We start from the raw sequence: 15,307 nt of genomic DNA on the forward strand, positions 1-15,307 counted from the left end.
CATGTCCCACTTGCCGCAGGAATTCGGTCCCAAAAGTGCAGCAAGTGGGACACGGGGCGCACCGAACAGCGCGTGCGGAGCGGATGCGGACAGGGCTGGGCGGACAGGGCGGGGCGAGGGGCTGCTGGACTCTGAGCCGGTTGACGTAGCGACCGGTGGTCACTGCCCCCGCATGTCCCACTTCCCGCAGAGCATGTCCCACTTCCCGCAGAAATCCGGCTCCAAAACTGCAGCAAGTGGGACATGCCGCGGGAGTCGGACCCCAAAAGTGCAGCAAGTGGGACACGGATACGGGAAGCCCGCCCCGGGCGGCGGATGCGGAACGGATGCCGGTGGCTGACGGACCCGGAAGCTCAGTGGCCGATGTAGCGACCGGGGCGGTGGTTCATGGCGAGGACCAGGTTCAGCAGTACGGCGCCGATCGCGCTCAGCAGCGCGGCGGGGGCCGGGATGACCAACAGCGAGATCAGGATGATGACGAGGTCGAGGATCAGTTGGGTCCAGCCGGCGCGAAAGCCGGTGCGCTCCTGGATCAGCAGGGCGACGATGTTGATTCCGCCCAGGCTGGCCTTGTGGCGGAACAGGATCAGCAGGCCGACGCCGGCCAGGAGGTTGCCGCCGAGCGTGCCGTAGATCGGGTCCAGGCTCTCGATGCGCAGGAGAGCGTGGTGCACGACCGACCACCCCGACACGAGCGCGATCGAGACCGCGGTGCGCAGGGTGAAGTCCCACCCCTTCTTCCAGATCGCGAGCACGGCGAAGGGAAGGTTCACGACAGCGAAGATCAACCAGAACGGCCACGAGGTCGCGTAGTCGAACAGCAGGGCGACGCCCGCGGTGCCTCCGGTGACCGAGCCCGCCGACTGCAACAGGTAGAGACCGAGCGAGGTCGCGAACGTGCCGGTCAGGATGCCGAGGATGTCCTCGGGCACACTGTGCGCCGTCTGCTTGACGTCGAAGACCAGTGTCGATGCGGTCTCCGGAGCGCTCGGGCGCGCTCCGAGCTCCGGTTCCATCGCGTCGGCGGCGGGTTCGGCGGGCTCCGGATGCGGCTCGTTCACGTCGTCCATCGTGCCACCTGGATGCGGCTGCTCCACGCCGCGACTACGTCGTTGAAGCGTGCGGCGCAACCCGCATCCGATCCCGCGACGGCTCCGAATATGGTTCGAGGCCGGGAGAGTGCCGGGTCGGGAATGAAAACCCGTACCGGATCGTTTCGACCAGTGCTGGCACCTCGAGGTCCGGAGGAGGCGATCGTGGGCAAGAACTACATCGATATCGAGAACGAGCGCGGTGAGATGCTGCGCTACCGCAAGCACGTGAACGGACGTGGGCTCATCGCGAACGGCGCGAAGGTCCACCCGACGGCCGTGGTCGAAGCGGGCGCCTATGTGGAGCCCGGCGCGCAGATCGCGGCGGACGTCTATGTCGGCCGCGGCGCGTGGATCGAGAGCGACGTCGTCATCGGTCCGAAGGTCAAGATCGCGCCGCACGCGCACATCGGTTCCCGCGCACGCGTGGGCGCCGGCGCGCAGATCGGCGTGCGCACGCAGATCGGCCCCGGAGCGAGTGTCGCCGGGGGTTCGCTGATCGGCGACGACCAGACCATCGCCCAGGGCGAGCGCGTCGCCACCGACCGTCGGGGACTTCGCTCCGCCGCCTGAGCGCACCGCATCCGTTCCCCGCATCGTTCGCCTGTCCCAGATCGCGCCAATCCGCGCGAGATGTGACAGGCGAACTGTCGTTTGCGGGCGCGTGGGGACGGATAGCCTGGGAGCATGGCTGGTCGCGGCGCGCCCAAGGGCGGGAAGAAGCCCACTCGCGCGGGGACGGCCCGCGGCGTCACGGCGAAGCGACCGGCCAAGAGCGGCTCGGTCGGTGCGAAGAAACCGACTCCGCCGCCTCCCGCACCGCCCCCCGCGGGCCCGTTCCGCCTCGGCGCGATCCCCGGGGCCACGCCCGGCAAGTGGATCGACATCTGGCAGGAACGGATGCCGCGCACGGTGCTCGAGCTCGTGCCGCTCGAGGTCGCCGCGCAGGAGGAGGCATTGCGGAGCGGTCAGGTGGATGCGGCGCTGGTGCGTCCGCCCGTGGACACCGACCGCTGGCATCTCATCCGCCTGTACGAGGAGACGGTCGTCGTCGCGTTCTCGGCCGATTCGCACCTCGCCGCGGGTGAGGAGCTCACCGTCGAGGACCTCGAGGGCGAGGTGATCCTCGTCCCGGCCGACGACGTGCTGGACCCGCACGTTGCCGGCACCGTCGCCCCGACCTTCGCGGCACCGCCGACGACGGCGGACGCCATCGAGATCGTCGCGTCGGGTGTGGGCATCGTCATCGTTCCGATGTCGCTCGCCCGACTGCACCACCGCAAGGATGTCGAGTACCGGCCATTCTCGGGCGCCGCGACCGCACCCGTCGGATTCGCGTGGCCCCGCGAGGATGCGTCGCCGCTCGTCGACGCCTTCATCGGCATCCTCAGGGGCCGCACCGCGCAGTCGTCGCGCGACTGAGTGACCTCCGCGGAGACGGCCACAGCCGCGCCATAGAATCGCAGGATGGATCCCCGCCCGCTGCTCTACCTCTGCGCGCGCCCGCAGCGGGATGCGGCCCAGGCGGAGTGGGCGTCGTTCCGTGTCGCGATGGGGCGCGACGCGGACGGACTCCACGCGTGGGATCTGGTTGCCGACGCCCTGCCGTCCGACGCGATCGAGCGCTACGCGGGCTTCGTCGTCGGCGGCAGTCCCTTCAACGTGACAACGCCCGACAAGGGCGCCGTGCAGACCCGACTCGAGGACGACCTGGCCCGCGTGGCCGAGGCCGCCGCATCCGGTGCCACACGAGCGATGTTCACCTGTTACGGCATCGGCGTCGTCACCCGGGTCTTCGGCGGCACCGTCGCCGACACCTACCCCGAGGGCACCGGAGCGACGACCATCACCGTGACGGATGCGGGGCGCACAGACCCGGTGTTCGCCAGCCTGCCCGAGCGATTCGAGGCGTTCACGGCGCACAAGGAGGGCACCGACGTCCTGCCGCCGGATGCCGTGCTGCTCGCCACGAACGAGGACTGTCCCGTTCAGGCCTACCGCGTCGGCGAGAGCCTGTACACGACGCAGTTCCACCCCGAGCTCACGCCGAACGACTTCACGGCCCGCATGCGGATCTACCGCGACGGCGGGTACTTCGATCCGAGCGAGTTCGACGCGGTCGCGGCACGGGTGCTGGCCTCCCCCGTCACCGAGCCCGCGCGCATCCTGCACGCCTTCGCGCGCCTCTGAGACAGTGCCGGCTCAGTCCCGACGCAACCGCTGCACGACGCGCGTCACGGTGACGAGCGCGATGACTGCCGCGGCGCAGACGGCGGCGGCACCGATCGCGGCGCTGTGCGGCTGATCGGCGAGTCGGCCTACGCCAAGCCACGACAGCCCCCAGCACAGGGCGAGCGAGGGGGCGACACGGTCGAACCACGCGATGCCGCATCCGATCGCCGTCACGGCGATCAGCACGACGATGCCCCAGACGTCCGCTGCGTCCTCGGCTGCGGCGGGCAGGATGCGGGTGAGCCACGCCGCCGTGTTCGCGACCGTCGCGAGCGTCACCCACCCGAGGTGCAGGCCCGTGACGCCGTCGATCAGCACGGCGGAGACGACGCCCTCGCTCGGGTGCATAATGGCCCGGCGCCAGGTGATCGAGAGGGCGACGAGCAGCAGCACGATGACGAGCACGGTCAGCGGCAGCGTGGTGAACTGCGCCGAGACGAGCCAGAGGCCGTTGAGGACCTCGGTCACAGCGATCAGCCATCCGAGGCGTCGCTGGCGTTCGCTTGCCCGCTGCCCCGGCAGCGCCTGCCAAATGGCGTAGGCGATCAGCCCCAGGTAGACCGCCGACCAGATCGCGAAGGCGTGCCTGGCGGGGGCGAGATAGCTCGCATCCGCATCGAGGGCGCCGTCCTGCAGGTCCTGCACGGCGGTGCCGCCGAGCAGCCCCGTGCCGACCATGGCCGCGACCAGCATGAAGCCGGTCGCGGCCAGGACGGCGATCTGACGGGTGAGGTCGGATGAGCGTGACGTGGCAACGTTCATCCCATAACGCTAGATAATCTAGCTACCTCTCGCCAGGGCTTGACAGGACCGTACGGGTGCTCAGCGGTAGCTCGAGAGCACGCGCTGAGACTCGCGCTCCGCCTTCTCGTTCGCCTTCCCTTCGCGCGAGCCCGCGAGCTTCGCGCGGATGTGGTCGCCCACCGTGATGGGTTCGTACAGGTCCGGGTGCTCCGCATCGATGCAGGACGGCAGCGTCTCGATCAGCGCATCGACGTCGCCGTCGTGGAAGAAGGCGGCCGATCGCCGCCGCTCGATCGTCCCGTCGATCACGGGCGGCTTCACTCGGTGCAGGGTGGACATCCACCGCTCGTTCGTCCATCGCGCCGTCACGTCACCGAGGTTGATGAGAAGCGCGCCGTCGGCGGGAGCGACGTCGTTCCACGAACCGTCGGCGCCGAGCACCTGCAGCCCCTTCACCTGGTCGGCCCAGAGGATCGTCACGATGCCGTAATCGGTGTGCTCGCCCATGCCGACCAGGTCGCCGTCGAGCGTCACGTCGGTCCCGGGAGGCAGTGCGTAGTTGTTCATCCGCATGACGTCGAGGGAGTGGCCGGTGCGCCGGTCGAAGAAGTCGGGCTCGAGCCCGAGCGCATCGGCGAAGATGCGGGTCATCGTGCGTGCCACACGCGCCGCCTCGGCGAAGTACGCCTGCACCTGCGCCTCGAATCCGTCGACGTCGGGCCACAGGTTGTCGGCGTACTCCGGCTGCGGAAGATCCGGGGATGCGGGATAGTCCGCCTGCGCGGCTCCGACGTTGAACGCCTCGAAGAAGTCGTTCATCCGGTTCGCCGACTCGACCCCCAACGAGAGGCTCAGCGACTCGGACTTGGGCGGGCTGTAGCCGCGGTTGATCTGCGGAGGCGTGCGATAGGTCTTCTTCTGCTCCAGATCGAGGGCGAAGAAGCGATCCATCGCGTCGGTCAGGCCGGCGGTGACCGCATCCGGAATGCCGTGTCCGGTGATCTGGATGAAGCCGACGGTGCGGCAGGCCTCGTCGATCGCGCGCGCGACCTCGGCTTTCGCCTCGGGGCTGCCGTCTGCGACGTACGCGGTGATGTCGACGAGGGGGACGTGGAAGGTCATGGCGACTCCTGGGTGGGGATCGCCCTCGGAAGGGCGACCGATGGGTATCGAGGTAGCCACTTCACGGTTTCCCACCGCGGCTTGCGAGGGCCGCGGCGCGTGTTTACATGAACGCTGCCGTCAGGGTAGACGGCCCGCGTTTCCCCCGCGTTACATCTGCCACGGCCCTCCCGGTCGAGGTACGGCGCGGCCCGCTTGTAGATTCGGAAGGGTTCGCGATGAAGGGGGATCACCACCATGACGGTCGAACTGCCGGGGCTGCCGCCCATGACCTGGACCCACAGCGAAGGTCGGCACCGCCGGGAAGGCGACGTGCTGGTGCTCACCTCCGACGCGGAGGTCGACTGGACGAACGACGCCGCCGGCGGGCAGCCCTCGCACACCTCCACCAGCCTCGCCTTCGACATCGACGAGCCCTTCCAGCTGTCCGCCCGCGTGTCGGTGGACGCGCCGCGGACGACCTTCGACGCCGCCGTGCTCACCGTATGGGTGGACGAGGACTGCTGGGCGAAGCTGTGCTTCGAGTACTCGCCCCAGGGTGAGGAGATGGTCGTCAGCGTCGTGACGGACCGGTTCTCCGACGACGCGAACGGCCCCGTCGTCCTGGACGGCTCCGTCTGGCTCCGCGTATCGAGCCTTCCGGGCGGCGCGTACACGTTCCATTACTCGACGGACGGCATCACCTGGCACTTCGTGCGTCAGTTCCGACTGAACGCGTCGACGCACCCTCGTATCGGCTTCATGTCGCAGGCACCCATGGGCCCTGCCGCGACCGCCCGCTTCCGAGACATCTCCCTGGTCCGCGAACAGCTCGCGGACGTGCGCGACGGGAGCTGAGCCCGCAGCGCTCAGGGCAGGGGCGGGCCGAGCACCACGGCGGCGTCCGCCGGCACGGAGACCATGCCCTCAGCGGACGAGACCGGCGCGGTGGCCAGCAGCACGCTCTCCGCCGCGGCGAGCGGCACGTCCCACGGATCGGACGCGAGGTTCACGACGATCCGCAGCGCCCCGCGTCCCAACACGAACCGCCGCGCGGACGGCGCCGCATCCGGTCGCTCGATCGCCGCAGACAGGTGCGCCGACGCGGGGTCGGTGAGCTCGGGCCGCTCACGCCGCAGCCGCGCGAGGGCTCGGTAGAGCTCGAGGATGCGGACATGGTCGCCCGTCTCGGCTTCCTCCCACGCGAGCTTGGCGCTCTGGAACGTCTCCGGATCCTGCGGGTCGGGCACGAGGGAGTCGTCCCAGTCCGTCCTGGCGAACTCCTCCGCGCGCCCCTTCCGCACCGCCTCGCCGAGCCACTCCTCCGGATGCGAGGTGAAGAACGGCCACGGGCTCGACGCACCCCATTCCTCGCCCATGAAGAGCATGGGGGTACCGGGCGCGGTCAGCGTCAGCACGGCAGCGACCGCCAGCCGGTCGGGCGACAGCGTCGCGCCCAGCCGGTCGCCCGCGGCACGGTTGCCGATCTGGTCGTGGTCCTGGGTGAAGGTCACGAGACGCCAGGTCGGCACCTCCGCGGGGATCGGATGCCCGTGGTGACGCTCGCGGAACGATGAGTACGTGCCGTCGTGGAAGAACCCGCGCGTCCACACCTTCTCGAGTGCGTCGGATGCGGCGAAGTCCGCGTAGTAGCCGCTCGTCTCACCGGTGAGCGCGACATGGACGGCGTGGTGCCAGTCGTCGCTCCACTGCGCGGAGAGCCCGTAGCCGCCCGCCTCGCGCGGCAGGATCAGCGTCGGGTCGTTCATGTCGCTCTCGGCGATGAGTGTCAACGGGCGCCCCACGTGCGCCGACAGGGCGTCGACGGCCTCCGCCATCTCGCGCAGGATGTGGACGGGCCGTTCGTCGTGCAGCGCGTGCACCGCATCCAGTCGCAGCGCATCGACGTGGTAGTCACGGAGCCACATCAACGCGTTCTCGACGATGAAGGCGCGCACGGCCGGCTCGTCGAGGTTGACGGAGTCGCCCCACGTGTTTCGGGTGCCCTCCCGCAGGTACGGGCCGAACTCCGGAAGGTAGTTCCCGGACGGGCCGAGATGGTTGTACACGACGTCCTGCACGACGGCGAGGCCGGCGGCGTGGGCCGCGTCCACGAAGCGCGCGTAGCCCGCGGGGCCGCCGTAGGCCTCGTGCACGGTGTACCAGGCGACCCCGTCGTATCCCCAGTTCCAGACGCCGTTGAACCCGTTCACCGGCAGCAGCTCGATGTGGCTGACGCCCAGCTCGACCAGGTGGGGAAGACGCTCGATGGCCGCATCCAGCGTCCCCTCGGGCGTGAACGTGCCGAGGTGCAGCTCGTAGATCAGACCCCCCGCCAGCTGACGACCGGTCCACCCCGCGTCCGTCCACGCGAATGCGTCGGTGTCGACCCACGCGGATGCCGCGTGCACGCCCTCGGGCTGCCGGCGCGACCGCGGGTCAGGGCGTAGCTCGCCGCCGTCGAGCACGAACCCGTAGCGCTCGCCGTCGGCGAGATCGGCTGGCGCCCGCCACCATCCGTCGGCTCCCGCCGTCAGCTCGGTCTCGCGTGTCAGGTCGGCACCCGAGCGCATCCGTACCCGCCGCGCCTTGGGCGCCCAGAGCTCGATCATCGTCTCGTCCTCGTCTCGTGGGTCGGTCGTCATCCGAGCGGCGTCGCGAGCGCGACCGGCGCGAGCAACGCGACCGGGTAGGTCGCCAGCAGCTGGGCGAGCGGGATCTGCTCGGTGTCGAAGATCCGGCCGGTCAGCTCGTCCTGCACGGCGCCGGCGGGATGCAGCAGCGCCGCGTCGCCCCATCCGCCGCGGGCCGCGAGGCCCATCGGCAGCCGGGTCGCGACCGCGATCGCGCCGCCGCGGTCGAAGGCCACCGCGTGCGCGGCGGCGGCGCCTGTCACGGTCACCGGCGTGTAGCGGGTGAACAGATGAGGTCGGTCGCGACGCAGGCGCAACGCGCGGGAGACCACCAGGAGCTTGGCCGCCGCGCTGTCGTCCACGGGCGGCACGAGTCCTTCATCCAGCCGCGCCAGCGTCTCGGCGCGGGCGGCGAAGTCGACGTGGCGGCGGTTGTCCGGGTCGACGAGCGACTGCTCCCACAGCTCGGACCCCTGATACACGTCGGGGACGCCGGGGCCGATGAGCTGGAGGGTCTTGGCGGACAGGCCGTTCGAGTACCCGGCCGCAGCGATCTCGGCGACGAACGACTCGACGAGCGGTTGCGCCGGACCGAAAGCGGCGTCGACGACGGCATGCATCCGCCGTTCGAAGTCCTCGTTCACATCGAGCCAGCTGGTCGCGTCGCCGGCCTCGCGCGCAGCCTTCTCGGCGTAGGCGTGGAGGCGCTCGGCGCTCGCGGGCCAGGCACCGATGACGGCCTGCCACAGCAGCGCGTCGAACGGCCCGTGAGCGGTCGTCGCGATCTCCCGCAGCGCGTCGAGCGTCTCCGCCCACTGCTCGGGGATCTCCGCGAGGACATCGAGGCGCGCCCGCACATCCTCGCCCCGCTTCGTGTCGTGCGTCGACAGCGTGGTGAGCGAGTGCGGCCACGACGCCTGCCGCCGCGCGAAGGCATCGTGGAACCCCGCGACATCGAGCGAGAACTCGGAGGGGTCTCCCCCGACCTCTGTGAGCGACCCGAGACGGGTGAAGCGATAGAACGCGGTGTCTTCGACGCCCTTCGCCATGACCGGTCCGGTCGTCTGCTGAAAACGTTGCGCGAGCTCGCTCGAGCCGTCGGCGAGCAGCGGCACGAGGGCGGCGATCGCCTCGGCGAGATCCGGGCGGGCAGCGGATGCGGCCTCCGCCGCCTCGTCGAGCCATGCGCGCCCCGCGGGCAGGTAGCTGCGGTAGGTCGGGAACAGCGCGAGGAGTTCTGCCAGCGCCTCTCGGGCACCGGGAACGGGGACCGGCAGCAGGCGCACCAGCCGCGCGACCTCGGATGCCTGGATCGTGTCGGCGATCTGACGCTTCGTGCCGTGGATGAGCTCGCCCCACGGCGGCGCCGACGGGAGACCGGTCTCGATGCGCAGCTGCGCATCCAGCGCGTCGAGTCCCGCGCGCCCCGCGGGGTCGACGAGCACCCGCTCGATCTCGCCGAGGGCGTCGTAACCGGTCGTGCCGACGGTGTGCCACCACGAGGGCAGCTCCTCGCCGTGCTCGAGGATCTTCTCGACCCAGACCGGCAGGCCGTTGGTCACCTCGGCCAAGCGCGCGAGGTATCCGCCCGGGTCGCGCAGCCCATCGGGGTGGTCGACGCGCAGACCGTCAACGAGCCCCTCGCGCACCCACCGCAGGATCTCGACGTGCGCGTCGTCGAACACGTGCGGGTCCTCGACGCGCACGGCGGCGAGCGTCGTCACGGCGAAGAACCGGCGGTAGTTCAGCAGCGCGGCCTCGTCGCGCCAGAAGCGCAGTTCGTAGTGCTGCCGGTCGAGCACCGCGGCGACGTCGTCGAGCTCGAGGCCGTCGAGCGAGCCCGGGGCGAGCGGCAACTCGTGGTCGTAATACCGCAGGAGTCCGTCGGGAGCGTCCGGGGCGGGCACCGGGTCGACGGTGATCTCGCCGATCACCTCCGCGAGCGGGGCGCCGAGGATCGGCAACCGGACCCGGCCGTCGTCGAGCCCGCGGTCGACGTCGAACGCAGACGCGCGCTCGGACGCCTCGCCGAGGCGCAGGTAGTCCCACCACCACGGGTTCTCGCGGGGGACCGAGACGCCCATGTGGTTGGGAACGATGTCGACGAGCACGCCGAGCCCCGCGTCGTGGGCGGTGGCCACGAACCGGTCGAGCGCCTCACCCCCGCCGCGGGCGGGGTCGACGAGGGAGGGATCGACGACGTCGTAGCCGTGATCGGAGCCGGTGGTCGCCTTCAGCAACGGCGACAGGTACACCCATCCCACGCCGAGGTCGGCGAGGTAGGGCACGACCGCGGCGGCCGCATCCAGATCGAAGCTCGGACGGATCTGCAGGCGGTAGGTCGAGGCGGGCAGCATGCGTCCTCCGGGTCAGTGCGGGAGCTCGGACTTGGGAGCCGCGCCCGGCACCTCGTCGACGGGGACCGTGAGGTTCTGCGTCAGGGATGCGGCGACGGAGTGGTCGGGCTCGGCCTCACTCTCGCGGTGCTCGCGCAGCACGATGAGCGACTTCGTCTCGACCGGGAGCACGTCGCCCGGACGGACGGGATCCGAGTCGGCGCGGTTGCCGGCCGTGTCGACCAGCACGTCCCACTCGGGGGAGAAGTCGACGTTCGGCAGCGTGAACTCGACCGGCTCGTCGCCCGCGTTGAAGAGCACGATGAAGTGGCTGTCGATGATCTGCTCGCCGCGGCGATCGCGTTCGCGGATGCCGTTGCCATTGAGGAAGACGCCCACAGCACGGCCGAAGCCGGAGTCCCAGTCCTCGGGCCGCATGGGCGTGCCGTCGGGACGCAGCCACACGATGTCGGGGACGGGTGCGTCCTCCTCCTGCAGCACCGGACGACCGTCGAAGAAGCGGCTTCGTCGGAACGTCGGGTGATCGCGGCGGAGGCGCGACAACGCTGCGGTGAACTCGATCAGGGGCAGGTCGACGTTCTCCCAGTCGACCCAGGTGATCTCGTTGTCCTGCGCGTAGCCGTTGTTGTTGCCGCCCTGCGTACGACCCAGCTCGTCGCCGTGCAGCAGCATGGGGATGCCCTGGCTCAGCAGCAGCGTCGCGATGAAGTTGCGCTGGGCGCGGGCGCGCAGCGTCAGCACCTCGACGTCGTCGGTCGGGCCCTCGACGCCGAAGTTGTAGGAACGGTTGTGGGACTCGCCGTCGTTGCCGTCCTCGCCGTTCGCCTCGTTGTGCTTCTCGTTGTACGAGACGAGGTCGCGCAGGGTGAAGCCGTCGTGGGCGGTCACGAAGTTGACGGAGGCGACGGGTCGCCGCCCGGAGTTCTCGTAGAGGTCTGCGGAACCGGTGAGGCGCGAGGCGAACTCTCCGAGCGTGGCCGGCTCGCCGCGCCAGAAATCGCGCACGGTGTCGCGGTACTTGCCGTTCCACTCCGTCCACTGGGGCGGGAAGTTGCCCACCTGGTAGCCACCGGGTCCCACATCCCACGGCTCGGCGATGAGCTTCACCTGGCTGACGATCGGGTCCTGCTGCACGAGCTCGAAGAAGGCGGCGAGGCGGTCGACCTCGTAGAACTCGCGAGCGAGGGTGGCGGCCAGGTCGAACCGGAAGCCGTCGACGTGCATCTCGAGCACCCAGTAGCGCAGCGAGTCCATGATCAGCTGCAGCGCGTGGGGATTGCCGACGTTGAGGCTGTTGCCGGTGCCCGTGTAATCCGTGTAGTACCGCTTGTCGTCGTCTTCGAGTCGGTAGTACGCCTCGTTGTCGATGCCCTTCATCGACAGGGTGGGACCGAGGTGGTTGCCCTCGGCCGTGTGGTTGTAGACCACGTCGAGGATGACCTCGATACCGGCGGCGTGCAGCGCCCGCACCATGCCCTTGAACTCCTGCACCTGCTGACCGCTCCCGCCCGTCGACGAGTAGGTGTTCTGCGGCGCGAGGAACGCGATCGTGTTGTAGCCCCAGTAGTTCGACAGCCCCTTCTGCTGCAGGGTGTCGTCGTCGACGAACTGGTGCACCGGCATGAGTTCGATGGCGGTCACGCCGAGCTTCTTGAGGTGCTCGATGATGACCGGATGCGCGATGGCGCTGTACGTACCGCGGATCTCCTCGGGGATCGCCGGGTGGAGCTGGGTGAGACCCTTCACGTGCGCTTCGTAGATGAAGGTCTCCGAGTAGGGCGTCTTCGGCTGCCGGTCGCCGCCCCAGTCGAAGAAGGGGTTGATGACGACGCCCTTCATCATGTGGGCGGCCGAGTCCTCGTCGTTGCGGGAGTCGGGGTCGCCGAAGTTGTAGCCGAACAGCGACTGGTCCCAGTCGATCTGGCCGTCCACGGCCTTCGCATAGGGATCGAGGAGCAGCTTGTTCGGGTTGAACCGCTGACCGGATGCGGGGTCGTACGGCCCGTGCACGCGGTACCCGTAGCGCTGTCCCGGCCCCACGTTGGGAAGGTAGGCGTGCCAGACGAACGCGTCGACCTCGATGATGTCGAGACGGGTCTCGACGCCGTCGTCGTCGAACAGACACAGCTCGACGCGTTCGGCCCCTTCGCTGAAGAGCGCGAAGTTCGTACCGTTCCCGTCGTACGTCGCCCCCAAGGGATAAGCCGATCCGGGCCAGGTGTGCACGTCGTCGCCTCCTGAGGCTTCGGATGAGGGGGATTTCACCCTAGTGGACGCGGAGGGCGCGGAATCGTCGGTCACCATCGGAGCATGACCCACGAGCATGAAGGGCGCGCGGGGGTTGACGCCGACCGCCGCGAGGGCTCCGGATCCGAGGGCGCGATCACGCTCCCGCGGGCGGGGTGCGGGCAAGCGCCACCCGCTCGGCGAGGTAGGTGCTGAGCGGCATGAATCCGCCCGCCGCACTCCAGCGCACCATCGGTCCGTCGACGCCGATCCGCAGCGGCGAGGATGCCGCATCCACCGCGTCCGGATCGATCGGCTCCCAGCCGACGTGCACGCTCTGCCCCTCCGCGAATCCGCCCCGGAAGGCTGCCGCGGCGATCGCTGCCCGCTCCCGCTGCGACTCGGCCGCGAACCCGCGCCGCACCTCCTCCCGCGCCCGGACGACCTCGCCCGTCGCGAGGACGGCGTCATCCGTCAGCAGGAGCACGCCCAGATGCCATGCGGAGCCTGCGGGCACGATGCGCGGCGCCGTGGGGATGCCGAGGATGCGGCGGCTGCGCCACACGCCCAGCGCCTCGCGCGGCACCTCGCCCAGCTCGCGCCGGGCCGCATCCAGCAGTTCGGCCACGGCGTCCACGCGCCGAGCCTAACCGCGCTGCAGCCTCAGACGCGGATGACGTTGGACGGGCTGCTCGCCTGCCCCTGCTCTCCGTGCACCTCGCGGTGCAACCGCTCCATGCGCTCGTCGAGCGCGGCCGCGGTCTCGGCCGCCTCGCGCAGGCTCTCCGTGAGCCCCATCGGCACCTGGCGGTCGTACTTGTAGTAGATCTTGTGCTCGAGACTCGCCCAGAAATCCATCGCGATCGTGCGGAACTGCACCTCGACCGGCACGCGTACGGGGCCGGTGGAGAGAAAGACCGGCACCTCGACGATCGCGTGCAGGCTCTTGTAGCCGTTCTCCTTGGGTGTGGCGATGTAGTCCTTGACGGTGCGCACGCTGATGTCGTCCTGCTGGGTCAGCAGGTCGAAGAGCCGGTACGCGTCGGTCGTGAAGCTGCACGTGACGCGAACGCCGGCGATGTCGGTGATGTGCTCGCGGATCGAGGCGAAGTCCGACGGGATGCCCTTGCGCGTGACCTTGTCGACGAGACTGTCGGGCGACTTCAAGCGGCTGGTGACGTGCTCGATCGGGTTGTACTCGTGCATGTGCAGGAACTCGTCCCGCAGGATCGAGATCTTGGTCTCGATCTCCTGCATGCCGAAGCGGTACTCGAGCAGGAACCGCTGCAGTTCGTCGCGCACCTCGCGCAGCTGCGCGGGGGACATCATGATCTGTTGCTGCTCGAGCGGCACCTTCATATCTCCGACCGTACGGGCGCCCGCTCGGTGGGTGCTGTGAGGACCGACCGGATCGGCCATGCCCCGGTCGATCCTCGCGCTCAGCCCAGCGTGCCGGCGGCCTGACGGGCGGCACCCAGCGCCACGTACTCCCCCGGCTCGGGAACCTCCACCGGCAGCCCGAAGACCTCGGGCGCCACGCGGCGCACCGCCTCGGACTGGGCGGCGCCGCCGATCAGCAGCACGCGCTCGAGCGGCACGCCGAGGGCGCGGAGGGCGTCGAGGCCCGCGCCGAGCCCGCACAGCATGCCCTCCACCGCCGCGCGGGCGAGGTTCTCCCGCGTCGTCGAGGCGAGCGTCATGCCCTCCAGGGATGCGGTCGCGTCCGGCAGGTTGGGGGTGCGCTCCCCCTCGAAGTACGGAACGAGCCGGAGGCCGCCTGCGCCCGGCTGCGCCGTCAGCGCGAGTGCGCTGAGCTCGGCGTGGTCGACGCCGAGCAGCCGCGCGATGGCGTCGAGCACACGCGCGGCGTTGAGGGTCACCACGATGGGCAAGAAGTTGCCGGATGCGTCGGCGAACCCCGCGACCGTGCCGGTGGCGTCGATCGTACGTTCGGCGCTGACCGCGAACACCGTTCCCGAGGTGCCGATCGAGACGATCGCATCCCCCGGGACCGCGCCGACGCCGAGGGCGGCACCCGCGTTGTCACCGGCGCCCGGGCCGACGCGGCGGCCGGCCCCATCCGTCACCCACTCGCCGGGTCCGAGCACGCGCGGCAGCAGGGCGTCGTGACCGAGGGCGGCGACCAGCAGCCCGCGGTCGTAGCCGCCCGTCTCGGGCGACCAGTAGCCGGTCCCGGACGCGTCGGAGCGGTCGGTGACGAGTTCGTCGAGCACGGGACCGAGGGCGCTCTCGTCTGCGGGGCCGTACCCCCGCAGACGCCAAGTGAGCCAGTCGTGCGGCAGCGCGACGGCGGCCACGCGCGCCGCGTTGTCGGGCTCGTTGTCGCGCAGCCACCGCAGCTTCGTGATGGTGAAGGAGGCGACCGGGACGAGACCTGTGCGCTCGGCGAGCGCTTCGGCGCCGAACTCGGCGGTCAACTGAGCGGCGGCGCCGCCGGAGCGGGTGTCGTTCCACAGCAGCGCCGGACGGATGACCCGGCCGTCGGCGTCGAGCGCCACCATCCCGTGCTGCTGCCCGCCGATGGACCATGCGGCGATGTCGTCGAGACCGCCCGCTTCCGCGATGGCCGACTGCAGCGCCTCCCACCAGGCCGCGGGGTCCACCTCGGTGCCGTCCGGATGCGGGGCGCGTCCGGTGCGCACGATGGCACCCGATTCCGCGTCGATCACGACGACCTTGCACGACTGGGTCGACGAGTCGACCCCCAACACCAGCGTCATCGCTGCTCCTTCTTCTTCAGGACGCCCTTCCGAGGGACGTCTGCTTCTTCAGAGGGCGCTTCCCGCATCCGCTTCGCGCCGTGTCCCACTTTCCGCAGTTTTCGGGGTCGAATCCTGCGGAAAGTGGGACACGGAGTGCGGCAAATGGGACACGGGTCCCGGCGGCGGACCGAATGCGGGTG

At 70.1% G+C, this 15,307-nt stretch carries 13 protein-coding genes; 4 read left to right on the forward strand and 9 right to left on the reverse strand.

The annotated features are described in order from the left end of the window. Window positions 1-353: 353 nt before the first annotated feature. On the reverse strand, window positions 354-1,016 hold the full coding sequence (locus tag ACYVJS_RS05475; protein WP_460739866.1) for a YitT family protein: 663 nt from the start codon (window positions 1,014-1,016) through the stop codon (window positions 354-356). Window positions 1,017-1,256: 240 nt separating this feature from the next. Between ACYVJS_RS05475 and ACYVJS_RS05480 the strand changes: the two genes are divergently transcribed. From ACYVJS_RS05480 to ACYVJS_RS05490, 3 genes are all read left to right on the forward strand, one after another. Further along, the gene (locus ACYVJS_RS05480; RefSeq protein WP_274286362.1) at window positions 1,257-1,664 is read left to right on the forward strand and encodes an acyl-ACP--UDP-N-acetylglucosamine O-acyltransferase family protein; all 408 of its coding nucleotides are present in this window, start codon (window positions 1,257-1,259) and stop codon (window positions 1,662-1,664) included. Window positions 1,665-1,778: 114 nt separating this feature from the next. Further along, complete coding sequence (locus ACYVJS_RS05485) at window positions 1,779-2,513, forward strand: LysR family substrate-binding domain-containing protein (protein ID WP_460738477.1); 735 nt, start codon at window positions 1,779-1,781, stop codon at window positions 2,511-2,513. A gap of 45 nt (window positions 2,514-2,558) precedes the next feature. Beyond that, a complete protein-coding gene (locus ACYVJS_RS05490) occupies window positions 2,559-3,281 on the forward strand; it encodes a glutamine amidotransferase-related protein (RefSeq protein ID WP_460738479.1) in 723 nt (240 codons plus the stop codon). Between the two features lie 12 nt (window positions 3,282-3,293). On the opposite strand, the gene ACYVJS_RS05495 is transcribed toward ACYVJS_RS05490, so the two are convergent. Both ACYVJS_RS05495 and ACYVJS_RS05500 read right to left on the reverse strand, forming a co-directional pair. After that, the gene (locus tag ACYVJS_RS05495; protein WP_460738481.1) at window positions 3,294-4,085 is read right to left on the reverse strand and encodes a tryptophan-rich sensory protein; all 792 of its coding nucleotides are present in this window, start codon (window positions 4,083-4,085) and stop codon (window positions 3,294-3,296) included. 60 nt (window positions 4,086-4,145) lie between these two features. Further along, on the reverse strand, window positions 4,146-5,189 hold the full coding sequence (locus tag ACYVJS_RS05500) for an isopenicillin N synthase family dioxygenase (protein WP_460738483.1): 1,044 nt from the start codon (window positions 5,187-5,189) through the stop codon (window positions 4,146-4,148). 237 nt (window positions 5,190-5,426) lie between these two features. On the opposite strand from ACYVJS_RS05500, the gene ACYVJS_RS05505 reads away from it, so the two are divergent. Then, a complete protein-coding gene (locus ACYVJS_RS05505) occupies window positions 5,427-6,026 on the forward strand; it encodes a DUF1349 domain-containing protein (protein ID WP_460738485.1) in 600 nt (199 codons plus the stop codon). 11 nt (window positions 6,027-6,037) lie between these two features. Here ACYVJS_RS05505 and treZ read toward each other — a convergent pair whose 3' ends face one another. The 6 genes from treZ to xylB all read right to left on the reverse strand — a co-directional run bounded on the left by treZ (window position 6,038) and on the right by xylB (window position 15,125). After that, complete coding sequence (gene treZ, locus ACYVJS_RS05510) at window positions 6,038-7,780, reverse strand: malto-oligosyltrehalose trehalohydrolase (RefSeq protein ID WP_460739867.1); 1,743 nt, start codon at window positions 7,778-7,780, stop codon at window positions 6,038-6,040. Window positions 7,781-7,809: 29 nt separating this feature from the next. Further along, on the reverse strand, window positions 7,810-10,158 hold the full coding sequence (gene treY / locus ACYVJS_RS05515) for a malto-oligosyltrehalose synthase (protein ID WP_460738487.1): 2,349 nt from the start codon (window positions 10,156-10,158) through the stop codon (window positions 7,810-7,812). Between the two features lie 12 nt (window positions 10,159-10,170). Continuing rightward, entirely contained in the window at window positions 10,171-12,384 is a 2,214-nt protein-coding gene (glgX, locus tag ACYVJS_RS05520) for a glycogen debranching protein GlgX (protein ID WP_460738489.1), read from the reverse strand. Between the two features lie 157 nt (window positions 12,385-12,541). After that, window positions 12,542-13,021 (reverse strand): glutaminase, encoded by a 480-nt coding sequence (locus tag ACYVJS_RS05525; protein ID WP_460738491.1) that lies wholly within the window; start codon window positions 13,019-13,021, stop codon window positions 12,542-12,544. A 26-nt stretch (window positions 13,022-13,047) separates the two neighbouring features. After that, window positions 13,048-13,743, reverse strand: a complete 696-nt coding sequence (locus tag ACYVJS_RS05530; RefSeq protein WP_460738493.1) for a GTP pyrophosphokinase — start codon at window positions 13,741-13,743, stop codon at window positions 13,048-13,050. Window positions 13,744-13,823: 80 nt separating this feature from the next. After that, a complete protein-coding gene (gene xylB, locus ACYVJS_RS05535) occupies window positions 13,824-15,125 on the reverse strand; it encodes a xylulokinase (protein WP_460738495.1) in 1,302 nt (433 codons plus the stop codon). Window positions 15,126-15,307: the final 182 nt, after the last annotated feature.

The sequence above is a fragment of the Microbacterium neimengense genome (assembly GCF_054782995.1).